General features: G+C 53.6%; 23 protein-coding genes. 13 read left to right on the top strand and 10 right to left on the bottom strand.

All coding sequences use genetic code 11. The annotated features are described in order from the left end of the window. Positions 1-52: 52 nt before the first annotated feature. A complete protein-coding gene (locus SYN8016DRAFT_RS15230) occupies positions 53-307 on the top strand; it encodes a hypothetical protein (protein WP_038013194.1) in 255 nt (84 codons plus the stop codon). Between the two features lie 295 nt (positions 308-602). Further along, positions 603-1,109, top strand: coding sequence for a DUF3828 domain-containing protein (locus SYN8016DRAFT_RS02785; protein ID WP_006852730.1), 507 nt, complete (start codon positions 603-605; stop codon positions 1,107-1,109). Here SYN8016DRAFT_RS02785 and SYN8016DRAFT_RS15235 read toward each other — a convergent pair. Continuing rightward, complete coding sequence (locus tag SYN8016DRAFT_RS15235; protein ID WP_006852731.1) at positions 1,106-1,261, bottom strand: hypothetical protein; 156 nt, start codon at positions 1,259-1,261, stop codon at positions 1,106-1,108. The genes SYN8016DRAFT_RS02785 and SYN8016DRAFT_RS15235 overlap by 4 nt on opposite strands. Before the next feature lie 564 nt (positions 1,262-1,825). Between SYN8016DRAFT_RS15235 and SYN8016DRAFT_RS02790 the strand changes: the two genes are divergently transcribed. The 7 genes from SYN8016DRAFT_RS02790 (at position 1,826) to SYN8016DRAFT_RS02820 (ending at position 9,382) form a co-directional block, all read left to right on the top strand. After that, positions 1,826-3,496, top strand: a complete 1,671-nt coding sequence (locus tag SYN8016DRAFT_RS02790) for a YncE family protein (protein WP_006852732.1) — start codon at positions 1,826-1,828, stop codon at positions 3,494-3,496. A gap of 5 nt (positions 3,497-3,501) precedes the next feature. Further along, positions 3,502-4,704, top strand: a complete 1,203-nt coding sequence (locus SYN8016DRAFT_RS02795; RefSeq protein WP_006852733.1) for an ABC transporter permease — start codon at positions 3,502-3,504, stop codon at positions 4,702-4,704. Further along, on the top strand, positions 4,697-6,055 hold the full coding sequence (locus tag SYN8016DRAFT_RS14235; RefSeq protein ID WP_006852734.1) for an ABC transporter ATP-binding protein: 1,359 nt from the start codon (positions 4,697-4,699) through the stop codon (positions 6,053-6,055). The genes SYN8016DRAFT_RS02795 and SYN8016DRAFT_RS14235 overlap by 8 nt, the downstream gene beginning before the upstream one ends. A 29-nt stretch (positions 6,056-6,084) precedes the next feature. Next, positions 6,085-6,384 (top strand): multidrug efflux SMR transporter, encoded by a 300-nt coding sequence (locus tag SYN8016DRAFT_RS02805; protein ID WP_038013199.1) that lies wholly within the window; start codon positions 6,085-6,087, stop codon positions 6,382-6,384. Next, a complete protein-coding gene (locus SYN8016DRAFT_RS02810; RefSeq protein ID WP_006852736.1) occupies positions 6,384-6,701 on the top strand; it encodes a multidrug efflux SMR transporter in 318 nt (105 codons plus the stop codon). Before SYN8016DRAFT_RS02805 ends, SYN8016DRAFT_RS02810 begins: the two co-directional genes overlap by 1 nt. Before the next feature lie 272 nt (positions 6,702-6,973). Further along, positions 6,974-8,572 (top strand): multicopper oxidase family protein, encoded by a 1,599-nt coding sequence (locus tag SYN8016DRAFT_RS02815; RefSeq protein ID WP_006852737.1) that lies wholly within the window; start codon positions 6,974-6,976, stop codon positions 8,570-8,572. A gap of 99 nt (positions 8,573-8,671) precedes the next feature. Further along, positions 8,672-9,382 carry a hypothetical protein gene (locus SYN8016DRAFT_RS02820; RefSeq protein ID WP_006852738.1) on the top strand — a complete coding sequence of 237 codons (711 nt, stop codon included), beginning with the start codon at positions 8,672-8,674 and terminating at the stop codon, positions 9,380-9,382. 32 nt (positions 9,383-9,414) lie between these two features. Here the strand turns inward: SYN8016DRAFT_RS02820 and SYN8016DRAFT_RS15240 are convergent, their stop codons facing one another. The 6 genes from SYN8016DRAFT_RS15240 to SYN8016DRAFT_RS02850 form a co-directional block, all read right to left on the bottom strand. After that, positions 9,415-9,573: a hypothetical protein gene (locus SYN8016DRAFT_RS15240; protein ID WP_216725568.1), complete on the bottom strand. Its 159-nt coding sequence runs from the start codon at positions 9,571-9,573 to the stop codon at positions 9,415-9,417. Positions 9,574-9,731: 158 nt separating this feature from the next. Continuing rightward, positions 9,732-11,438: an alpha-keto acid decarboxylase family protein gene (locus SYN8016DRAFT_RS02825; RefSeq protein ID WP_038013697.1), complete on the bottom strand. Its 1,707-nt coding sequence runs from the start codon at positions 11,436-11,438 to the stop codon at positions 9,732-9,734. Between the two features lie 98 nt (positions 11,439-11,536). Continuing rightward, positions 11,537-12,607, bottom strand: coding sequence for an acetate/propionate family kinase (locus tag SYN8016DRAFT_RS02830; protein ID WP_006852741.1), 1,071 nt, complete (start codon positions 12,605-12,607; stop codon positions 11,537-11,539). A 107-nt stretch (positions 12,608-12,714) separates the two neighbouring features. Then, positions 12,715-15,126: a phosphoketolase gene (locus tag SYN8016DRAFT_RS02835; protein ID WP_006852742.1), complete on the bottom strand. Its 2,412-nt coding sequence runs from the start codon at positions 15,124-15,126 to the stop codon at positions 12,715-12,717. 691 nt (positions 15,127-15,817) lie between these two features. Further along, positions 15,818-16,441 carry a DJ-1/PfpI family protein gene (locus SYN8016DRAFT_RS02845; RefSeq protein ID WP_006852744.1) on the bottom strand — a complete coding sequence of 208 codons (624 nt, stop codon included), beginning with the start codon at positions 16,439-16,441 and terminating at the stop codon, positions 15,818-15,820. A gap of 73 nt (positions 16,442-16,514) precedes the next feature. Beyond that, the gene (locus tag SYN8016DRAFT_RS02850; RefSeq protein WP_006852745.1) at positions 16,515-17,225 is read right to left on the bottom strand and encodes a hypothetical protein; all 711 of its coding nucleotides are present in this window, start codon (positions 17,223-17,225) and stop codon (positions 16,515-16,517) included. Positions 17,226-17,460: 235 nt separating this feature from the next. Here SYN8016DRAFT_RS02850 and SYN8016DRAFT_RS02855 point away from each other — a divergent pair, with 235 nt between their 5' ends. After that, positions 17,461-17,892: a tellurite resistance TerB family protein gene (locus tag SYN8016DRAFT_RS02855; protein WP_006852746.1), complete on the top strand. Its 432-nt coding sequence runs from the start codon at positions 17,461-17,463 to the stop codon at positions 17,890-17,892. Between the two features lie 670 nt (positions 17,893-18,562). On the opposite strand, the gene SYN8016DRAFT_RS02865 is transcribed toward SYN8016DRAFT_RS02855, so the two are convergent. Continuing rightward, positions 18,563-19,669 carry an alanine/ornithine racemase family PLP-dependent enzyme gene (locus tag SYN8016DRAFT_RS02865; protein WP_006852748.1) on the bottom strand — a complete coding sequence of 369 codons (1,107 nt, stop codon included), beginning with the start codon at positions 19,667-19,669 and terminating at the stop codon, positions 18,563-18,565. Continuing rightward, the gene (locus SYN8016DRAFT_RS02870) at positions 19,666-20,814 is read right to left on the bottom strand and encodes a DUF1611 domain-containing protein (RefSeq protein ID WP_006852749.1); all 1,149 of its coding nucleotides are present in this window, start codon (positions 20,812-20,814) and stop codon (positions 19,666-19,668) included. Before SYN8016DRAFT_RS02870 ends, SYN8016DRAFT_RS02865 begins: the two co-directional genes overlap by 4 nt. 12 nt (positions 20,815-20,826) lie before the next feature. On the opposite strand from SYN8016DRAFT_RS02870, the gene SYN8016DRAFT_RS14840 reads away from it, so the two are divergent. The 3 genes from SYN8016DRAFT_RS14840 (at position 20,827) to SYN8016DRAFT_RS02880 (ending at position 22,421) form a co-directional block, all read left to right on the top strand. Further along, positions 20,827-21,435, top strand: a complete 609-nt coding sequence (locus tag SYN8016DRAFT_RS14840; RefSeq protein WP_006852750.1) for a hypothetical protein — start codon at positions 20,827-20,829, stop codon at positions 21,433-21,435. 198 nt (positions 21,436-21,633) lie between these two features. Continuing rightward, entirely contained in the window at positions 21,634-21,918 is a 285-nt protein-coding gene (locus SYN8016DRAFT_RS02875; protein ID WP_006852751.1) for a hypothetical protein, read from the top strand. Positions 21,919-22,151: 233 nt separating this feature from the next. Then, positions 22,152-22,421 carry a hypothetical protein gene (locus SYN8016DRAFT_RS02880; RefSeq protein WP_141561324.1) on the top strand — a complete coding sequence of 90 codons (270 nt, stop codon included), beginning with the start codon at positions 22,152-22,154 and terminating at the stop codon, positions 22,419-22,421. Between the two features lie 534 nt (positions 22,422-22,955). Here the strand turns inward: SYN8016DRAFT_RS02880 and SYN8016DRAFT_RS02895 are convergent. Further along, positions 22,956-23,180, bottom strand: a complete 225-nt coding sequence (locus SYN8016DRAFT_RS02895; RefSeq protein WP_006852754.1) for a hypothetical protein — start codon at positions 23,178-23,180, stop codon at positions 22,956-22,958. Positions 23,181-23,686: the final 506 nt, after the last annotated feature.

Here is a 23,686-nt window from a genome sequence, read left to right on the forward strand (position 1 = left end):
TTCAACAAGGACCAGTCACCCCCTCAACCATTCGGATCAGCTGATAAGGAGGTTGACTATTCTCAGATCTTTTGCCATCAGTGGTGTGTGGGACACGCTCTTGGTGGGGCGCCCACGTCATGAGGACGGTGGCGGCTTTTGTCGCCCCCCTCTTCATGCCCTCAGCTTTTACGTCAGATACTCAGGAAGCTTTGCTCTGCTCAGCCTCTTCTGCTTCAGCGCGAAGGAAACGCTTGCGCTGAGCGGATTCGTATCCGGACAATTCGACTGGTTTCTTCTCGTTGGTTTGGGTTTTGGGCTTGTCTAACCCCATCAACAAAGGATGCATTCCTCTTCGGCTCATTTGACTTGTCCGTTTATTTGGATTCCGCGTCTTGGTCAGCTTGACCTGTACACGTCTGTAGATGATGACGTCTTTAAAGCAAACATGCGGTGTGATTGGACACAATTGACATGAAGTGTTGATGACAACTGCGTCATCGCTTTCAGGCTGCGGAACTGGATGGCGTTGAGATATTGGCCAGACAACCAGTTCTTCAGCGGCTCAAATCCCAGTGGTGGGGTGTGTTCGCAGCCAGACTGCATTCAGCCATCCCCACTCCATGATCCTGCCGCTGCTGACCAGCTTGATCGCCATGGCGACACCAGCAAACTCAGGCCCCTGCCCTGCTGGGGTGGTACATCAACTCGATGGGCTCTACCGCTGGCAGGTTCAGCGAATGGAGAAGCGCACTGACCCGGTGAAGGATCTCTCCAGCCAGCGTCAGCGCTTCACACCATCACTGTTTGAGTTGCTGATTGAGGCCAGGGCTCTCACACCCGTCCGTGATGGCCGCTATCTCGACTTCGACGTGTTCAGCAATACCCAGAGCGAAACGTTCGGAGCCCAGGTGAAAAGCTGCAGCGCAGGGAAGAAAAACAGCCTCCAGGCTGAGGTGGAAGTGGAGGTGGGTCTGAGCGGCAGATCCAGTGGGATTCCACGCCGTTTGCTCTACGAGATGAACCAAGACAGCAAGGGCAGCTGGCGCATCAACGACATCACCTATGGCGATGAACAGGGCTTTCAGCTAAGGCCGTTTCTCAAGGAGCTATTGAATCCAAGCTCCTAATCCGCAGCGATATCGGTGACCTCATCGAGGGCCATCAACACCATCGCTTTGAAGTCGTCATCACTGAGTTCGCCATAGGCAGCGCGCAGCTGTTGAAACAAGAACTGCACCACCTCGCCGCCGGCATCGGCAAGAAGTTGCTCTGCTGCCATCTAGGCCGGAGTCGCTTGATACACGCGCAGGACTTAGACGATCAGGCAAGATTCATCGGTTGAAATAATTAGCAAAAGTCTCAGAAAGATAACGCCAATAGTTTCATCTCTAGAACAACGAACAAAATGGGAGAAATTGAACCTAATTATCCAAGCAATATGTGGCAAAAACAAAACTAAACATACAATCCGAGATCTTCATGAAATAAGTAGCACCAGCAAGACATAAGGGGGCAAAGAGTGGTCGATGCTTCTAAGCGTGAGAGTGTCATGCGATCTATTGATTCCAGCAAAAGAACAATTCGTTCCAATCCAGCGCTGTAAGAGACAAAAACTCGGCTCTATCAAGGACAACATTAGTAAGCAACTGCCTCCGGATCACTCACAACCATGACTCAGGCTCCTGAAAGCCAAGGAGCACAAAGCATCGCGACCCTGGCAGAGAATTGATCAGAATTGGAGAAGCACATTTTCCTACAAAGACTGATGTCAAAAAGATGACAAGCCTTTCATACCTAACTAGAAGTAGAATGAGTGCATTAACCAGCCTTTCGGGGGTTACCTATGACGAAATCCTCTTCGCAGTCTGCAGGCTTCAGCCGGCGCGAAAGCCTCCAACTCGGCGCATTTTCAGTGCTTGGCCTACTTACAGCCAGTAACGCCAAGCCTGCTGATGCAGCAATGCCAGATTCCTCGACAGGACTTGCAGCAAAAAAAGGAGATGGTCATAAGTTGGTACCGGATCAAGGTGTTCGCTTAACCGACAAACCAGACAACTATAAAACGTCGAAGTCGTTAAAGATCGACAGAGAAATCATAAACATTGGTGATATCAAGTTCAATCTCAACGGCTACGATCTTGGCAATCATATCCTCGTAATGCCTCAAAAAATGGGTGGAGGCGTCAATCTATTAGACCTGGGAACTGGCAGGGCACTGGCATCATTGTGGTATTGGAATTATGGTGATTACAATCCGATTAGCCACCACATTCAAGCCTTTCCAAGCAATAATCCATATCAGGAATTTGAGTTTATCAATAGCTGTCAGGGAGGAATGAATTCATTGATTTACGGTATGCCAACCTCCGTAACAGATCCACCTCCAGGATTCAATATGTACCGCGTTCGTTTCAATGGCGACGTGATGGAGCTAGAAGAAAACATCTCTGAAACAACAGGTCTTGGGCTCGGAGTACATACAACAATTCGGCCATCAGATGCAAAAAGCTATTGCATTTCAGATGGACAAAAAGACATATTCGCCTGGTTTGATCGAGCTTCAACACGGGTCTTACAGGCTTTCCGGTATGACTGGGAAGGAAATTCCTCCGATTTAAAAGATTGCTGGACTGGTGGTGGTGTACTCAAAATCACAAGAATAAAACCCAACTCATCCACTGGATTGTTTGATCTACGTGGCACAAAAGGCATCAAAATCAATTGGGAAATGGTGCCTATGGGTGAGCTTTTTGTTCCAGAAGGAAAGATTCCTGGACCTAATGTAAAAGCCCTCACAGGAGCTGATGCTTTTGTTTGGCATCCCAGTGGAAAATGGGGAGCTGAAATTATTCGCATGCTCGGTGGTTGTGTGATTCACGATGCGGAAAATGAAATGGCTCCGGTTTCTTACTGTGCTTTCCCGAGTGAGTCTCCTGACACTTACCCTGTGACGCGAATAGATGAAGACACATGGCAGGTTGTCATCGATCGTATTTATTCACCAGGGCATGAGCTTGGCTTTACTCCCGATGGAAATCATTTAGTAATGATGAATAATGGTCTAGAAAATAGCGTGGGAATTTTTGATAGCTCCAATCCTGACCCTAGAGAGTGGACAAAGATCAAGCAAATTATTGATCCAACTTGGGGAAAGCGCTACCCAAGTCCGTTCCATATGGCTTTTACCCCTGACAGCAAAAAAATGTATCTTGTTGTCCTAAATCCAGCACCAGGACGAAGCGGAATCATGGTAGTTGATACAGAAACTTGGACGCCAATTAAAGAGCTACAAAACATCACACAGGATATGCAGTCCTGCACAGTGACACCAGATGGAAAGTTTTTACTCGTTGCCGTAGGTGGCTTCCAGCGATATGCCTCCGGAGTATTTGTTCTTGATGTAGAGAAAGACGAACCCGTCGGGTTTGTCCCTAATCCTGGAGGTCATCATGACCTTACTTTGGTGCCAACGAACGTTGATCAACTTCGTTTCTCCAGGTCCTGCGCAATGTGAGCAGCATGCAAACGGCTTTAGCCGGTCTCGTTGTCAGCAATATTTGGCGACGTCGATTTCGCTCGAGTTTATTAATGACTGCTGTAGGTCTTGTTGCGGCAATGGGCTACCTCGGCTTTATTTTGCTCGGCCAGTTGCAGCAGTCACTGGAAGTTGCTTTTGAAAGACTTGGCGCAGATTTATTAGTTGTGGACAATTCGGCTCGTGTCAATCTCACTCAAGCGCTATTGACGGTTGAGCCTGAGGCACCGCCCCTTTCAAAAGCAACCCTTGATGCGGTCCAACATCTCCCACCCTCCTTTGTTATTAGTCCACAACGCGCTGTCTTCAGTAGTACCCAGTTGGGGATGGATCTTGGCCTTAGCCATGGATCAACAGTTCCTCTGTACGGAATTGATCCCGTAAACGACACCTCCGTTCAGTCATGGCTCGAAGACCACCGCGGCATTGATTTTCAAGATGGTCAAGTCATCCTTGGGCATCGCATACGCGGTCGCCTTGGTGATCGAGTGAGACTCCAAGGACACACCTTTCAAGTGTTTGGTCGGCTGGCACCTACTGGTATCACGTCTCATGAGAACGGTGTGTTCTTCACCTTGAGCGATCTCCAGGAAATCATGCCGACGCCACAATCAAATGGTCAGGGGGTGAATGGGTTGCTTGTCCAAGCCCCTGCCAACCGCTCCATTGATGAACTGCGATTCAACCTGCTAGCTGAGCTTGACGGTGTGAAGGTTGTAGGTGGTCGAACACTCTTGTCCAAAGTTCGTCAGGGTGGGAATCTATCGCTCAAGATCATTGCCACATTCACTCTCAGCTTGTTGATCAGTGTCTTGCTGCTGATCGGTCTTTATAGCTTTGGAATGGCATCAGAACGTCGCCAGGAACTTGGATTGCTTCTCAGCCTCGGAGCAACACCGACTCAGGTAACAGGCTTACTTTTTGGCGAAACAACTGTGCTTTGTGCCATGGGTAGTGGCATTGGTGTCAGTCTGGCCATGCTTTTGAGACCCAATCTCCAAGAATGGGTTGGCTGGAAGCTACAAAGAGCTGATTTACCACTACTTGAACTATCCACGAAGCAACTTGTATGGCCAGCCGTTGCTGCAGCATTGATCATCACTGTGTTTGCTGCTTTTGCATCGCTGCTCGCAACGGCAACGTTGCTGAGACGTGACCCCATATTGCTGGTGCAGAGCGATGACTGAGTGGGTTCTACAGGCAAGTGGCCTACAACGCTTTTACGGTCCCTCCTCAGCTCCCGTAGGTGTGATCGACGCCACAACACAAATTTGTGCCGCTGAATCAGTTGCTGTAGTAGGGCGGTCAGGGTCAGGAAAATCAACACTGATAGGGATGCTGGCTGGTCTCTGTGAGCCCCAAGCTGGCCAAGTGCTGATGATGCTCGATCGCCCCACCGATCTCTGGGCAGATCTCAACACCGGGGATCGCTGTCGCCTACGTCGTGGTCCAATCGGATTGATTAGTCAATTCACAAGCCTTCTCCCTTCATTAACAACCCTTGAAAATGTCTTGCTGCCAGCACGATTGGCAGGCCAAAGCAACGATGCCGCTCTCTTAACAACAGCACGTTATTGGCTGAATGCTGTGAGTTTGTCACATCGGCAGGACGCCTTCGCCTGTCATCTATCCGGTGGTGAGCAACGTCGCGCGATTGTGGCACGGGCTCTCATGATGACTCCTTCGCTGTTATTTGCGGATGAGCCAACCAGCAATCTTGACGCTGAAAGTCAGGCTGAGGTTTCTAGTCTGCTCCTACAGCTTTGTAAAAGCTCTGGCACCGCCTTGGTCATCGTGACTCACAGTGATTCGCTCGCAGATTGCTGTGATCGTCGTCTCACACTTCAACAAGGCATCCTTCGTGAAGCACAGGAATCAGCAGAACGATCATCCAATCTGCAACTCCCCACTGGAATTTCACAAGAGCCCCCAGTCGCCAATCCTCAACGTCGACGTCTTCTTATCGCCACTGGTTTAGCTCTGGGATCACTTGTGATCGGAGTGGTTCAAAAATCACGCCAACATCAACAAAATAGAAGCGAAAGACAGCTTCATGATGAGCGGATGAAAGGTCTCGCCTTTAGTGGTTTGTCAGCAGAACTCACTCACATAGAGCGAGATAATGCAACAACATATTGCGTCACGATTGTTGTAGAGAATCTGCAGCAAGATCAATCACTATTCTTGCTTCCTTTAGATGTACAGGTATACGTGCAGCAGGAATCGAGATGGCAACCATTCAACGCCACTTGGAATGATCGCAACCGAGGCGTGATGGAGTTGCAACATCCTGAACAACTCCAACTACAGCTTCTCGAACTTCCAGCAAGCTTCACTGAACTCGTGCCGGGATATATGCACATGCGCATCGACGTGACTTATGCAATCGCCGACCAACCAGATCCAAGAATTCCACCCGTCGAGCGTCGCGACTCCTTTTTTGTTTATCTACAACCACCCAATCCAGACGTTGAAAAGATTGCTCTCAATAATTTTCCAGAAAAAGCACCACTATTCATTCCGATGCCACCCCATTAATTCAAACCAAAATAATTCAGGTCCGATGAATCACATCTGAGCAAGTTGGAACATCAGCGATGAAAGCCTCAGGGGGATTTTCCTCGCTTGGGCTTACGGTCATAGCGGCAACAGGTTATATCTTTTCACTGATCTTTTTTGGAAGGAGTATGCGTATCTTGCCAATGGGATTTGCCTATGCACTTTGGGTTGGCCTTGGCATGATCACCTCATCAATTGTAGGTATTCTGATCTTCAAAGAATTACTTAGCTTATCCGTAATCCTAGGCCTATTGATGATCGCATCCGGCATTGTTGTCCTGAACGCTGCACAAGGAGAGACACTCTAATGGGGCTTGGATATCTAATTCTTCTCTTGGCCATTATTTGCGAAAACATTGGAACAACTGCTCTCAAGGGCTCTCATGGCCTAACACGCCCACTGTTTGCAGCAGCTGCATTAGCAGGATACGGCTTGAATTTTTTCTTGATGGGGCAGGCACTCAACCGCATCCCCCTCGCCATTGCCTATGGCATTTGGTCCGGCCTCGGCATGGCGATCGTAACGATCCTGGGGGTTGTCATTTACAAAGAATCGTTTAATTGGAAAATGGCGATCGGGCTAGGTCTGGTCATTGCTGGCTTAATCAGCATGAACGTTGCTTAGACCGAAAAAAATCCCTGGAGCCGATCAGCAACACACAAGGCTTCGTCGACGATCAACGGACGCAACAAGCTTTTGAAGCTCAGATCTAGGCAATCGCAAAGCCAATTAACTACCAAAAAAAAACAAACATCAGCTAAGACCACCTCCGCTGTCGCGATCCAGACATGGAGGGCCGGAGGGCCAGCCGGGTGCCAGCAATGTTGAAAAGAGACAGCTTTATGACCTTCCAGCCAGAGAGCGTGACTAAACCGTGAGCACTGGCTTAGAGATTCGTGCTTCGTCGATCCTTTTTGCAGTTAAGTGTGCTGGGCGCTCTCCTCGGCAGCAGCAGCCTGGAGCTGTTCAGGAAAACCCGTGCCAAAGCGCAGTCCTCCTGGGAACGGTTCATCAGCCAACCCACGTTTCAGAGGCCCCGCAATCAAGACACGGTGGTCCTGGAAATTGCAACAGCACCGATCACTGTTTTGGGGCAAACCGTGGATCGTGGCTGCATTCGCCAGCTGAATGGCCAGCGGGGGTACACCACGACGCAAGCCAAAGGCATCAATCTCGAGCTGATCAACCAATTACCGGTGCCCACAACGGTGCATTGGCATGGCTTGATTCTTCCCAATGCCATGGATGGCGTGCCATTCGTCACGCAACCCCCGATTCCCCCAGGGAAACGCCAACGCATCCACTACCCGCTAGTGCAAAACGGCACCTTCTGGATGCATTCGCACTACGGCCTGCAAACCCAAAGCTATGTCGCTGAGCCGTTTGTGATTCTCGATGAGAAACAAGAGCCTTGGGCTGATCGCACGATCAGCGTGATGCTTCGGGACTTCAGCTTCACGCCCGCCAGCCAAATCCTCAACAACGTGGTGGCTGGAGAGCGCGGTGGTGGCACGGCCATGGCCAAAAGCTTGGCTGATTTCGCTTGGCATCAACCTCGAACGCTGCTCACCCAGCAATGGGATCCAGCGACGCAACGCTTCGGGAGGAAACAAGAAAAGGGGGTTTTGATGATGGCCCCCGATGTTGTGTACGACGCGCTGCTGGCGAATGAACGCAGCCTCGATGCTCCAGAGATCATTGATGTAGAGCCTGGCGAAACCGTGGCGATCCGCTGGGTTGCCGGCAGCGCCTTCATGAGCTTTTTCCTTGACCTTGGCGATCTCGAAGGAGAGCTGCTGCGCACCGATGCCAATCCCGTGGAGCCGATCCGCGGCTCCCTGTTTCAACTCGCTCTGGCTCAACGTTTAACGCTGCGCATCAAGGTTCCAGAAGAACCTGGGGTGTTTCCATTGTTGGCCTTAGGGGAACGCAGCAACCAGCGCTGTGGCGTGGTGCTGCGCAGCAACCCGAAGCTCAGCGTGCCCGATTTGGCGCCGCAAACCGATCAGTGGACCGGAAGCCTCGATTTCACCCAGGACAAGCAACTGCGGGCAACAAATCCCCTCGCTGCTCGTGCTGCTGACAACACAATCCCCGTGGCCCTCACCGGCCCTGCTCCCAAATACACCTGGGGACTGAACGATCGTTTTTACCCTTACTGCGATCCCTACTGGGTGGAGCAGGGCCAACGGGTGGAGATGGTGTTTTCCAATCCCACCCCGATGGGGCATCCCATGCATCTGCATGGCCATGAATTCCAAATCCTCGAAATCGATGGCAAGCCCTTGGACGGCCCCATGCGCGACACCGTCTACGTCCCCAAAGGGAGCACCTGCCGCATTGCCTTTGATGCCAACAACCCAGGCATTTGGGCCTTCCACTGCCATATCGCTTATCACCATGTGCGCGGCATGTTCAATGTGGTGGCTTACCGCTCAGCTGATCTGAGCTGGTGGGATCCAAGTGGCTTTGGCCATGAATACCTGCCGTTCTGACACTCTCCCTTGAAACGAAGGCTTGGTCGTCATGGGGTGAGGAGTGATGAGCCGCTCGAAGGGATCCGACATAATGGAAATCAAAGGCATCACACGACCATGGGCCTGTCTTGGTTGAAACCTTCAGCTGCCCTGCTGTTGAGCACAGCGTTGATGGGAGCGGGATTTCCGCAGCCAGATGCCAAACGGATGGTGGGCACCTGGGTGCTCACGGATAACGACAACGTTCCCTTCAACCTGATCCTTCGATCCGACGGCAGCTCACTCACGGTGATCGGCAAACGCCACCCCGATCTGGGCAAGCCACAAAGGATGACACGTAACCAACTGCTAGAGACCGGAAGCTGGCAGCGCTGGGGAAATGGCATCCGCTCCACCTACCCGGATGGCTGGACCGACACGATCCAGATCGGACCGGCCGGACCGGTTCAATGGTCGTGGAAGCCTGGCTCCTCACTCAATGGGGCACCCAGCAACCACGGCAAGGCCGTTCAACTCAACAGCCTGGAAATGGGTTGGGTTGGGGCCTACAAGCTCGCACCAACGCAGAAGGAAAAAACCGCTTATCTGGCTGTGCTCACCTCGAATGGACTGGCCTTCAACAACATCGATCAAGTCGCTGATGGCTCCTGGTCGTTGCGGACCAATGGCAGTGTGCTGATTAAGTGGACCAGTGGTTGGCGAAGCCTGCTTCAACGTCCGTCCACCGGCATCCCATCACCAGGACAGCGCTTTGCAGTGCAGCACTGGCGCCCAGGGGTGTCACTGGACGCGCCAGCTAGTGCCAACCGCAGCGGTCAAAGGCTCTGAAACGCAATCACTCTGATTAGAAGCTGCAATCCCTACTGATCTGATTCAGCCAACGGCACCATCACATCAACACCTCCTTTGGTCAGATCATTGATCTCTTTGGGTCCATGCAGCTCATTCAGGAGCGCGTCTGAGACGAAATGCTCAGAGATCACTGAACTGCAGATCAACATTTGAACACCAACAAGCATCATGTCGATTCTCGTCAGTTTGAAATCTGGCTGGTGTTTTGACTGACCCTTGATGAAATAAACAAGGGCTTTACAGCTGCATCACAGCTGCAGCGAACGGACGGAATCACACCGCTCTTTCCCCGTTGCCTCCTCAGGCTGACCCAGAAGAGAATCTCTTAGGAAGGGGAAGTTGAATGGGGTGTTGCTGTCTTGTGGATGGTTTCAATCACCTCCTCCGCCAGGGGCTGACTTTCCTCCGCAGGAATCAGCACCTCGAGGTAGGCAGCCCCCTGATGGGCATTGATCTCGGCAAAGGCCTGTTCCAGTTCCGCCAGGGTGCTCACCCGCCCGCACCACCAGCCATCGCATCCAAGAGCAGCCGGAAGATCTGCGTAGCGCCAGGCGGGCAAATTGTTGTAGGCGTGCCCCGTTTCACTGATCAACGCCTCCACCCCGAACAGGCCATTGTTCAAAACGATCACCACCGGATTCACCCCCGTGTATCCCATCACCCCGATCTCCTGCATCGTGAGCTGGTGAGCGCCATCACCTGTCACCAGAACAACGCGGCGCTCCGGGTCCGCCAAGGCGCACCCCAAGGCCGCCGGGGTGCCCCATCCAATCGATCCCCAGAGGGTTTGGCTTTCCATCGCCACGCCAGCGGGTAGTCGTAGGGCATTGAGCTTGAGCAGGCATGTGCCGGTATCCGACACCAAGAGGTCGCTAGAGCGCAGGAATTGCTGCAAGCGGGGGTAAAAGCTCGCTGAACTTGTGGGCTGATCAACGGTTCCGCTCAGGGGAAGTAGCGAAGCGGGCTGGGTTGGACGATGCTCACCCGCATAGGACAAGCGCTTCGAGGCATCCTGAAAACGCCTGGTTAACCCCGCCAAGACATCGCTGATGCTCACACTCGTGAACACCTGGTCACCGGCCTGCACCCAGTCGGCATGCAACGCAACGATCCGGCGGGGATCAAGGGAGCCACTCCAAAGTCCTGTGTTGAGATCTTCGAGCACCAATCCCCCCAGATCGATCAGCAGATCGGCGTCTTCCACCACGCTGCGCAAAGCCGCAGGCGTTGACCGTGCGCCGTTGTACATCCCAAGGAAAGCGGGGTGCTCCTCACTCAGAAGCGCCTTGTCCATCGGCGTGGTGGCATAGGCCAGACCGGAAGACTTGAGGAAAGCCTCGAATGCATGGATCAGACCGAAACGCTTCAAGGTGACGGTGGGAAGAACCACGGGTCTGGATGCGGCGGCAATCCGTGCCATTAGGAGATCAAGCACAGCCTCCAGTTCGCCAGCAACACTGTCGTGTTGATCGATCACACCAAGCGGTGATCCCTGGATCGGCGTACCGGTGATCGGCATCAGAGCCAGATCCATCGGAAAGGTGAGATAAGCAGGCCTGGATTCCTCCAGCGCCTTATCAATCACGCGCTCCAGTTCAATCACGGCATTTTCGGGCGTGAGCCTGGCGCTCACACAACTTGCCGAGGCGGAGATGGCCTCAAAGCGGTCGTAGTTGCGATCGCCAAGGGTGTGATGACAGATCAGTCCCTGGCGCACGATCCGCAGACTTGGCGTACCCACCAGATGAAACACGGGCAGCCGCTCAGCCATCGCTCCCATCAGGCCATTGAGCGCACTGAGTTCACCCACGCCATAGGTGGTGCAAACGATGCCAGCCCCACCGCGGCGAGCGTAGCCATCGGCTGCATAGGCCGCATTCAGTTCATTCGCTGAGGGCACCCACTGCAGCCGCGGGTGCACTTCCACTGCATCGTTGATGGGAAAGGCGTAGTCACCCGGCACACCAAACACATGGCCGATCCCGAGATCGGCAAGACGATCCAGGGCATAAGTCACAACGGAAGGAGTCATCAAACCGGGATTGCAGATTAATAGCTGATTTTGATCGCAATCATCACCTGAAGCCATACGACACCCAGAGATCTGCAGCGAACGGTGCCTTGAGTTCCTCAATCAGTCGCTGTCAACGAAAACTGGTGGCGCAAGCAGAGGCGAGCAATCATCCCTTCTTCGTCTGCTGGTACCACAACAGTTTCAAACGCTCCCCACCAATTAAGTGATTCATGCAGCTCAATGCGAAGAGCTTCGTCGTGTTCACCGATGCCACCGGTGAGGGCGAGAACATCCACTCCTTGCAGGCTTGCAGCCATGGCTCCGAGCTGTTGCAATAGCCGGTGTCGAAACACGGCAAGGGCCAGTAGAGCACCGGGATGGGCTTCCAGGGCCAACTCACGGATTTCGCGCATGTCTCCGCTGAGACCGGATAGTCCCTTGAGCCCTGACTCGTTCTGCAGTGAGTGGCTGAGTTCTGTTGCGCCATATCCTTGTCGGATCAATTCGAGGATCAGTCCGGGATCAACACTCCCTGAACGCGTTTCCATAACGAGTCCCTCCATTGGAGTGAAGCCCATAGTGGTGTCGATGCAGATGCCACCCTTTACCGCTGCAAGCGACGCTCCTGCACCAAGATGAGCACTGATCAACCGAAGCTGAGACGGGTCACATCCCTTAGTACGCCAGTAATCGGCAACATATTCGGAGACGTACTGATGGTTGATGCCATGGAAGCCGTAGCGATGAAGTCCCTTGTCGCGAAGCTTCTGCGGGATCGCATAGGTGCTTGCAGCCGTAGGTAATGTGCGGTGGAAAGCTGTGTCAAAGCATGCCCATTGCGGGCAATCAGGCACCAAGCGCTGGGTCCAGGCAAGTCCAGCAAGAGCCGGTGGCTGATGCAAGGGGGCCAGAGGGATGAGCATCTGGAGTGCATGCTCTAACTGCGGTGTGATCAGCGTTGGAGAAGTGAAGTCCTCACCGCCATGCACCACCCTGTGACCGATGAGCTGAATCTGATGGCGATGACGCTCAACAACTGGAGTCAGCCACTGATTCAAGACTGTGCTGACGGACTCCCCTGTACTTCGCTTGCGATTGCAACACCAAACTTTAGCTCCCGTGGAATCCACCAGGGAAACCTTGAAACTGGAACTACCGAGATTGATCACAAGGACGAGGCCTGTCATCAGCGGTCCATCCAGTTGATCTCAATATAGAGAGGAAAGATGTTCAAAATGTTGTCATCCTGCCCGAGGAAGATCGGAGCCCATTGGGCCTGTCATGTTGCTGTCGCTCAAGGAAGGGTTGTCCACCGCCAGTTGTTGATTTCCGGAGAATCTATGCCATGAGTATGGGCATAGACGCGATGCTTTTGGATCTCATCCTTCATTTTTTCCTTCACATGAGCGGCTCGCGAGCCAAGACATTCGACGCGATCGATCACATCGATCACGAGGTTGAAGCGGTCGATCTGGTTGATGATGGCCAGTTCGAGAGGTGTGTTGATATTTCCATTTTCTTTATAGCCGCGAACATGGAAGCGTGATTGCCGATCCCAGCGATAAACCAACCGATGAATTAACCACGGATAGCCATGGAAATTGAAAATGACGGGCTTATTTGATGGGAACAGGCTGTTGAAGTCGCGCTCACTTAAACCATGGGGGTGTTCAGTAGCCGGAGCCAACGCAAACAGTTTCACTACGTTGATATAACGTACCTTCACCTGGGGGATTTGATCTCTCAGGATTTCAATAGCAGCCAAACATTCTTTCGTTGGGATGTCACCAGCAGAAGCAAGAACAACATCTGGTTCATCGAGATCAGTTCCGCAATCGTCGTTACAAGCCCAATCCCAGATCCCCAAACCTTTAGCCACATGGCGCCGAGCCTGCTCCAGCGTTAGGTACTGAAGATGTTTTTGCTTATCCGAAACAATGATGTTGGAGACGTTGGTTTCTGTAAGGGCATGTTCGGCAACAGCGAGCAAGCTGTTGGCATCGGCAGGTAAGTAAACGCGGGTAATCGAGCCTTTTTTGTTGCCGGCAAGGTCCATGAAACCTGGATCCTGATGGGTGAAACCGTTGTGATCCTGGCGCCAAACAGTGGAAGAGATCAAGCAGTTCCAAGGACCGATCGGAGCCCTCCAGGGAATCTGCTCACAGTGTTCCAGCCATTTGCAGTGCTGGTTATACATCGAAGAGATCACGTGGGCGAATGCCTCATAGGTATGGAAAAAGCCATTACGACCCGTGAGGAGATAACCCTCCATCATTCCCACCAGCGTGTGCTCAGACAGCATCTCAATGACCGAGCCATCTTTGGAGAGTTCGCCGCCTTCAAGATCCTCAGGCAGATCATTCGCCATCCAAACTTTCTTTGTGGCTTGATAAACGGCTTGAAGCCGATTGGAGTGGGTTTCATCTGGGCCGAACAAGCGATAACCACCTGGGTTATCTCGGATCAAGTCACGAATGAGCTCGCCTAATGGATAAGTGTTCTCCGCTTCTGTGGTTCCCGGGTTCTGAACCTCCACGGCATGCTGCTCAATTGCGGAGAACAACAGCTCCTTGCGAAGCACACCTCCGTTGGTATGGGGATTGCTGCCCATACGACGATCACCGCTCGGTGATAACTGACGAATATGCTCCATGACAGCTCCGTTCTCATCGAACAATTCCCACGGCCGGTAGCTCTTCATCCAATCTTCAAGAAGCCGTAGGTGGCTCTCATTGGTTTTCACATCAGCAACCGGAACCTGATGCGATCTCCAGAAGTTCTCGACTTTTTTACCATCAACTTCGCTTGGGCCTGTCCAGCCCTTCGGAGAGCGAAGAACGATCATGGGCCAGTGAGGCCGGAAAGCTTTGCCGCTACTGCGAGCCTGTTGTTGATGCTGCTGTATTTCAAGAACGGCCTGTTCCATGGCGATCGCCATGGAACGATGCATCGTCATCGGGTCGGAGCCTTCAACGAAGATCGGTGTCCAGCCATAGCCCTTGAACAAGGATTCAAGCTCCTCATGATCGATCCGACTGAGGATGCTCGGATTAGCAATCTTGTAGCCGTTCAGATGCAGGACGGGTAGGACCGCACCATCGCGAATGGGGTTGAGGAACTTATTGATATGCCAACTTGTCGCCAAGGGGCCGGTTTCCGCTTCGCCATCGCCCACACAGGCGATGGTGATCAACCCTGGGTTGTCTAAAACCGAACCGCAGGCATGGGAGAGGACATAGCCGAGCTCACCGCCCTCGTGGATCGAACCAGGCATCTCGGCAGTGCAGTGACTGCCGACATGTCCTGGAAAAGAAAACATCTTGAAGAACTTTCTGAGCCCTTCTGCATCGATTGATTTATCTGGGTAGCGCTCGGTATAGCTTCCATCGAGATAGACCGGGCCACGGACTCCTGGGGCCCCATGCCCCGGTCCAGACATGTAAATCATGTCCAGGTTGTATTGATTAATCAGCCGGTTGGCGTGGGTCCAGATAAAGGCCTGACCTGGACTACTTCCCCAGTGACCGAGCAGACGGTTTTTGATGTGCTCGGGGCGAAGCTGCTCCTTGAGCAGGGGATTGTCCTGCAAATAAATCATGCCGACGGCGAGGTAATTCGCTGCTCGCCAGTAAGCGTCAAGTGCCAGAAGCACCTCGACATCAGGTGCAGAGATTTCGATGGTCGTCTGACGGAGTGAGGTCGACATGGATTGCAATTCAACGATGGTTTGTGGGATGAGCACACACCATCGCGTTGTTTTTAGCGCTCAGAATATGTGAATGCATGCACCATAGACATCATTTTCTGTTTGAGCCGAATCTGCAACACTCTCGCGAGAAGAGGATCAAGTTGAGAATGGAAGCGCCAGCAAGCGCTTAATCAACCAGGTTGTCACTTTCTGCGACAGACGCATCACAACTTTTAAACTTCTATCAAGCACTGTAAGTTAAGAAGACAACATCCAAGAACTTACGATTCATTCTATTGCCTGAAAACTTCTCGGACAATTCAACCAAGGTGAAACTTTTGACAATCGGAGGCGTGCAGAGCATATCCGCTGTTCGAGAGGAGTAAACCGTGGAGACCGACCAACCCGTAAGCAATCGCTTTCAACACAAGTTGGGTGCAGCCCTTGGCACCAATGACATTGGCAAGATGCATTTTCACTGTTTCCAGTGAAATCAACAATTGGTTGGCAACCGCTTAGTTGCTCAAGCCAAAACCAGGGCTGACACCACTTTGATTTCTCGCTTCGATAGCTGCTCCACAAAAGGCGGAACATCCTGCCTGGGAAATTGGACTCTCAAACGATATGTCTCGCGCCCAAGCTGCCGAGGCAAAGCTACCCAAGACATCTGTATAACAGCAGCAAAGACGATCACTGAGGCATAGAGGGATCAATCGTCAACCAGACCATGCAATTTGGCGAAAGGATCCCAGCTCGGATCGCGATGCCAGACGTACTCCGCAAAATTGGCGGCTTGCTCTGCCGCTTGCTGGCTGACCAGCTTGGCAATGACAGCGAGCGACATATCAATTCCAGCGGACACGCCCGATGAGGTGAAGAACTTGCCATCTTCCACCCAGCGCGCTTGTTTCTGCCACTGCACCTTCTCGCTCTGGGACGTCACCCAATCGAAGGCCATCTTGTTGGTGGTGGCACGTACCCCATCCAGCACGCCGGATTTGGCCAGTAGGGCACTGCCAGTACAGACGGAGGTCACGAGAGTGGCTCGCTGCGACTGATCCTTCAACCAATCCAACAGCACCTGATTGCCAACCTCATGCCGTGTACCTGGCCCGCCCGGAACCAACAGCAGATCAAACGCTTGTGCATTGCAAAAAGAACAATCCACGATGCTCTCGGGCCCCTGGTGGCTGGCGATCACGCCGCCATGCTCACAGATCAGGCGGATGTCGAAATGGTCTGCTGCCATTCCATACATTTCCAGTGGACCAAAGACATCAAGAAGTTCAAACCCTTCAAAGAGAAGAACTCCGATGCTTCGTTTGTTGGACATTGGCTAGTCCTCACGCGTGGATGACGCCCATAGCTGGTGCAAGCGGCCGTTGCCAAGGCTGCTGGCTTCGAGATCAGAGCCGCGTACCGCTGCGAATAGCACTAGCGGGTTCGCTGATCGGCACTCCTGGCCTCCAGTGCTGCACAGAGATCGTTTGCTTTGGGGCCGGGATGCCGCTTGCTGGTGGCTTGATCAGACTGCGCCAACCGCTGGTCCACTTGATCATCACGCTGCCATTGTCCCGCAGCGACCAGGAGCCATCGGCCACTTGATCGATGTTGTTAAAAGCCATTCCCGAGGAGGTGAGCACCGCGAGATAGGGGGGTTTCTCGGGCTGGGTTGGCTGCAGTTTGTACGCTCCCACCCAAGCCGAGACCGGACGCGTGAGTTGCACCGCCTTGCCGTGATTGCTGGGGCCTCCATTCAGTGAGGCTCCTGGTTTCCATGACCACTGGACCAGACCAGCCGGGCCGAGTTGAATCGTGTCGGTCCAACCGTCACGGTAGGTCGAGCGGATGCCGTTCCCCCAGGGCTGCCAGCTGCCGGTCTCCAACAGCTGATTACGCGTCATGCGCTGCGGCACTCCAAGATCGGGATGACGTTTGCCGATCACTGTGAGCGAAGAACCATCGGCTCGCAGGATCAGATTGAATGGCACATTGTCATTATCGGTCAGCACCCAGGTACCCAGCATGCGTTTGGCATCGGGCTGAGGAAAACCAGCCCCGAGAAGCGCGCCACACAGCAAAACTGCAGCAGGGGCTTTCAACCAGACAAGGCCCATGTCAGTTCGGTTCATTCCTTTGGTTTAGCAGCAGTGCACACAAGCCACCGCAGGCTGCAGGCTCAGGAAACACAAATAAGGCAAGTGAGTGGTTCTACTCAAGTGCTTGAAATGGTGATCAACAGCACGATCAGACTGGAGCAGCAAAGAGCACATTGAGAGTACTGGGGCATCAAATGGTGATCATCACCATGGTGACGCCAGCATTGAAAACAGACACCGAAATGCTGCTGTTATGGACTCGCTGACCGCCTTTGCTGCCATTGGATTGACAGCTGTTGCTTGGGATGGCTCGCTCACTCCAGCGGGGGGACGGGCCTTTCGCCATGCGCTCGATTACCGCGAGCCCTACTGCAACATGCGTGAGCAATCCATGATTGATCTGATCGATTGCCTCCTGACACGCCGCCGGGAAATCGGTAACAACGCGCTCATGCTTGAAGCGGCTCAGGCGCTGAGCAGCAGCCAATCACTCACCGCTTACGCCATGGCATCAGAGTTGATGCGATCTGACGGTCCTTACGAGCCAGAAGAACGCCGGCATCTGGATCATCTGGCTCTGATTCTCTCGATTGCCAAACCGGAATCCGATCGTATCGATTCGGTGTTTGATGTCTTGCACAATCAACTGAAGCTCTGGTCTGAACTGCAAACTCAACCAGCCTAAAGATCCTGAATCTTCAGGACGATGACATCAACGACAGCGCCTCGATAAGGGTACAAAATTGATATGTGCGGAACTGAGGATCAAGCGTGGATGCAGATAGCGATCCCGCTGATCAGCGCTGGCCCTGGTGGTCGCTGCTGCCAATTTGCTCTTAGTTGCAGCAATAGGTCTAAGGAGCTTGTCCCTGAGTTGTCCCTGGCATTTTGTGCAACTGGGCTGAATTATGAGCAACTGCTTCGGCATCTCAGAGCCATTAGATCGGCTTTTGCGAGTCATCTGTTCTTCCCTAAAGGGCTCGCGAATCAGGAGGCCTGGAATGATGCAAAGCAATTCCTTCTTGATCAGCTGAGAGAAGTCCTCTCGAAAGCGTCGTGGGATGTGGCTCGCTTGAGACGGCGGAATGATCAACATTGACATCGTGGGTTCATCCTCGCGACATCCCACTGGACAAGTCCCGCCGGTGCCGATGCCAGCCTCAAGCAGGCTCTGCAGCAGTTGAGGGCGAACATTCCCGCAGTGCACTGCCTGTCACTGGAGCCGGTTAACAAATCGTCGCCACGGGTTGGCTGAAATTGCGATCTCGTGGTCCGGAATGGATTTTTGGAGGTGTTTCTGTCGTCGCCTTCTAAATCAAGCGATGGCATCAGGCACCTCCATCAAGCAATCCCCATCATCGGCAACGGGCGGATGGAGCGATAATGGAACCATCTACCAAGCAACGGTCCACGAAGGGAGAAGTCATTGCTCGGAGCAGGGCGCTGTAACTGAGCTCGTAGCGCTGTTCATCACCCACAGCCAAAAGCTGCCCAGGGCTTTCCACCACCAAGTGGTCGCTGGAGGCGCCCCGGATCACAGTGCCCCGGGGGGGGATGAGGCCAGCCGGATCCACATCCTGTTCTCCCAACGCCAGCAGGGCACGCTGAACACGCTGGGACGATCCCTCGCGACGCGGAGCACTCGGCGATCCCTCGAAGCTTGTGCGGCCGCGCTCGCCCCAGGGTTGGCTGGGCTTGTGTGTGGCTTCAATTACCTCGGCCACCAGGCTGATGGCATCGGTGTGCAGGCCAGGGATCGCCGTGCGATGGAGGGGTTCGCGGCCCAGCAGCAGGGCCTCCCCCAAGCGAAGGTGATTGATCCGCGCTGGATCACCGCCAGCGGCCAGCCAGGGGAGATTGGCGGAATTGCCGCCGGAGCACCAGGGCAAGGTCAGATGGAAGCGTTGCTCCAGGGCCGTCGTGAGCCTGGAGAGATCCCCCATATTCTGCGCATCGGGTGCGATGCCGTTCTGGCAGCCAAGGTTGGTGCCGATGCCCATCAGCTGCAGATTGGCCATGGCCAGGATCTGCTGAGCCACCGATTCCAGGTCTGCCGGCAGAATTCCCTCCCGCAGATCGCCGAGTTCCACCATCAGCAGCACCCCGTGGCGTCGACCCTGCTGCTTCGCTGCGGCGGCCAGGGCGTTGAGCACGCCGAGGTCTGTGTTGCAACTGATCGATGCACTGGCCACCACCCGTTCCACCTGGCTAAGCATCGGCGAGCGCACCAACAGCAGCGGCACGGTGATGCCGCTGCGCACCAGGGCTTCGATGGTTTCAATGCGCGATTCGCCGATGGAGCCCACGCCTGCGCCCAGCCAGGTGTGCACGATTTCAAACATTCCGAGCGTGGCCTTGCTCACGCCGGTCACCGCGATCCCCTGGCCGGCCAGTCGCTTAACCAGGGTTCGGGCGTTGTGATGCAGTTTTTGGAGGTTGATCTCGAGGCGAGGGGCACTCAAAGGCCCACCGGCTGCCGTACGCCACTGAGTTCAGGGAAGGCGCGCACCACCATGGCCACCAGATTCGCCGCGGGCCGGCTGATGGCATCGGTCACCGGGATGGAGAGTTCAGCCTCACAGAGGGCGATCGCCGCGGTGAGCTGGGCTTCATTCATGCCTTCGTGGTTGATCGTGAGACCGATCACCCGCGTTGGGGCGAAGGACTCGATCAGCCGAATCTCACTGGCTGGGGTGGGGATCGGCGCAAAGGGAAAATCACTCAGACAACGCCGTGCCGGCGCATGCTGCAGGATCACGGCCTGGGGCTGGCTCCCTCGCAGAATGAAACTCGAGGAGAGGTAGGCCGGATGGCTGAGGGCTCCTTGGCCTTCAATCACGATCACCTGCGGATGTTCGGCCTCGTAGGCCGCGACCACTGCGGCCTCCACCTCTCCGGAGCCGAACTGGGAGGGGATTGCATCGAGAGGCACCCCGAATCGGCCCCCCTGGATCAGGCCGGTCTGGCCCGTGCTCACCAACACAGCCCTGATGCCATGGCCCCGTAGGGCCTGAACCAGCAGTGTGGCTGTGGTGCGCTTGCCGATGGCACCGTCCGTGCCGAGCACGGCGATGCGGGCGCAGCGAACACGGCTGATGCTGCCGCTGAACAGCTTGAGATCCTTGAGGGCTGAGGGACGACGCACGTCGCGGATCGTCACGCCATGGTGTTTCGCAGCAGCCTGGAAGGCGGCCTCCTTACCGAGGAATTCGCGCATCCCGCTCACCAGATTGAGCCCGGCGGCCATCGCCGTCAGCAGCATGTGGCGGTCCTCATCGCTGAACAGCCCGCTGGCTGGAGCCATGCCGTAGATCAGAGTTGCCTTCGATCCTCCCAGCAAAGCCATGGCTGCTGCCAGGTCGGCCACGATGGGGATTCCGTTGGCGATGCCATCGAGCACGAATCCTGCGTCGAGGCCTGCACATTGGCTGTCGATCACAGCGCGGATGCTGTACACGTCGCAGGACCGCACTAAACCGTGGGCCGTCTTGCCATCGAGTCCGGAGAAGTGACCTTCGCAGTAAACAACTGCTGGTGTTGTGCTGTCTGAAATGGCCTCGTTGGTGGCGAGGGTCCGATTGGAGTGTTGTACGGGTTGTGGAATCAAAGTAGCCAGGCCATGCCTGCTGCGCGCTTCAAAAGCGCAAGCCGGGTGGTCGCAGAGGTGGCGGCACGGAGGTGGCCGCCTGGTGGCGTGGAGATCTTCACTCTAGGTGGGTTTGACGCTCGCTCTGCTCAATGCACCGCCACCACCGTCATCCCAACTGGCGCCATAGCGATCAATCCAGCAGGTTTGCCGGCACCCAGATGGCAGCGGTGGCATCACCGAGCCCAGTGGGGCAGCCTTCGCACCAGGGCATGTGATCGGCTTCGTGTTGGTTCTATCTATTTCGCAATAGGTTCCTCGCTGCTAAGTGGCCTGAATCGTCATGAGATCCACCCTTCGAGTGGGCTTATTGAAGATATTATCCATACTAACGCAACTGTTAATTCTGGTAATTCGAGGGTTCCTTTGGACTCGGCAGATGTGAATGGGATTGGCATGAATGCAATGGGTAACAATAATTTTTCTGTTTCTACTGCGATCATCAATCATCCCGTTTCTGGTATTGCTGGATTTGGTTCAATTGCGCGTGCAGTCTTGGGATTGTCTTTATGGAACATCCTATTGGTGCTGAAGCCAAGGGTGATTCTGTTTTGTCCTGTCGAAATAAGAATGACTTGCTAGGGTTTGGTCGTATAATTTCAGGCTTAAATACTAAGGAAAGCTTGCAAAAAGCTTGAATTAATGAGATGCTTAAGCAGGTCTACTATTGATGCTGCTGCTCGCTTGGTTGTTTGCGAAATGGTGAAAAGCTATCAGTTGATATGATTCCGTCCGAAAGAAGTTGGATTCGGTTGCTATTTTTATGTACTCCTATGCAACATGAGTCGTGCTCAGTTGGGCATCAATGGTTTGGTAGTGGGTATCCTTTGGTGTCTTTTTTCAACCCGACTGGCACAAACGGGAATCCGGGGCGGCTCTGAGTTCAGTCTGACATTAGTCGCCTTTGTGCTGTTGGTGGTTTCCCCCTTCCCTGATCCATTCCTCTGCAGAATCACTGCAGTGATGGGGAGTGTGGTGGCTGGAGATGGTGTGAATCCTGCTGATCAACGCTGGCCCTGGTGGCCGTTGCTGCCTCTTTCGCCCAAGTTTTTGCAATTAATTTGAAGGGCAAAACCCTGAGTTGCCCCTGGAATTTTGTGTGATCGAGGTCAACGTTGAGCAATTGAGCAGCATCCTCGTCTCTCTCCTTTGTAGTCATTTGCTCGGTTCCAGCGTTGGTTCGTCTATCTCAAGAAGATGAATGGGCTAAGCCGTATGGGGTTCCGTTCCGTAGACAACGCCTCCGTATGAGCTACAGATCAATGCTGATTGAGGTTGAAAGCTCTTGCGTCGTTGTCATGGGGTCATCCAACGGCAATGGTGACCCTCGTTATGAGTTCTTTCATCTTTATGGACATGGCGGTCCGATTCGCGAGGCCCTGGATGAGATGTACTGCCAAGGGATAAATTGCGCCGGCGGCGACCAGGTTCGTGACATGGTCTTCGCCATGAGTCGTGTGGCTGAGAAACTCGGCTATGAGCTTGTGATTCCGGGGGCGACACAAGTGAGGGTGGAGAAAGAGGCCAAGTTTGATCTTGAGCAGTTGCCTGATGGCGCAGTGTTTTGACTGCGTTAGCGGCCGAGGCCGCCACTAAGGCGACTCTGTCAAAACGTAAGTATCTGACTCTCGAGGTTTTTTGTCTGACTTCGGCGTCGTGGCCAAATTCGCGATGAACGAAAACCATGCTCTGACTGAATTCATGCCTGCAATGCCTTCAGGAGGTGGGGTGTTCGTGCCTTCGGGCTCTCGTTGTCAGCCGCAAAGGCTGATCAAGGTCAATGCTCAAGATCTTGAAGTCTGGGAGGTCACTCTTTAGGCCTGATCATCTCACCTTCGATCACCAACTCGAAGCCCTTCTTCCTGGCGAGAGCTTCTAGAAAGCCAGGGTCGCTAGGAAACAGTTCGCAACCCTGGGCATCTTTCACTGTCCCTGCCTCCTCAGGAGTGACAGGGTCGAAAGCAAATCGTTTAGAGCGATCTTCCTTCATAAAATTGTCTTAGCTCTGCTCTGTCGCTTTGCTCAAGCTATAGCCAGGAGAGTGCTTAGCCTGAGCTACGACAGCCATTGCGGCAATCTTCCGTTCAAGATTACTGATGACCTCAGAATGCCTTTTTGATGCTTGCAGTTTTAGAGATTGATTTGATTTTGTGTCCAGGTTGTGTTCGTGTCGGAGCGATGTAAAAGGGCTGTGATCGAAGTTCTTCTTTTAGTTCTTGGGCATTGTCTTGCATCGCGATATCAATGGCTGATCTGACTGGTAATCCTGCCAAATTCGGTTTGACCTGCTGAGCCTCGCGTGTCCAGCCTGAATTGAGTTGGGGCATTGATCAGAATTTGACTGCCCGAGTGTTCCGAAACTTGAGTCCGTGGACTTAGCTTTTCAACGTTGTTCCTGAATTACTGGTCGCTCCTGTGTCTTGTTGCGGCTCAGTTGTATTCATTTTCTTCTGGTTACTACAGGGATTGTTGGTGTCTCGGATTCTCCAGCAATGGCCTCAAGCGGTACCTAGTGGGATGCAGCTCAACTCTTGGCTGCAACAGGTCAGGCCTGTGTGAGTTGTCGGTGGTGACTTGATTCAGCATGTCTAAACTTGCCTGTTTCTAAAGTGTCCCTAACGGATTCATGGGTTAGTGCAGAGGGAAACCAGTGAGTTTCCGCGGCCTGTCTTCCCCCCAGAGGTCGGTGCTGGTCTCCAAAGGATCGCTCCCTCCCGTTCATCAGAGCTGGGATTGAATATTGATCAAGAGATTCAGATGGTCAACGATCTGACATGACGGGGGTATAGAACTCCATGCCAGATCGATGACGGTGATCGCTAGCTGAGGTCGA

Origin of the sequence: Synechococcus sp. WH 8016, from assembly GCF_000230675.1 — a bacterium.
Lineage (GTDB): Bacteria > Cyanobacteriota > Cyanobacteriia > PCC-6307 > Cyanobiaceae > Synechococcus_C.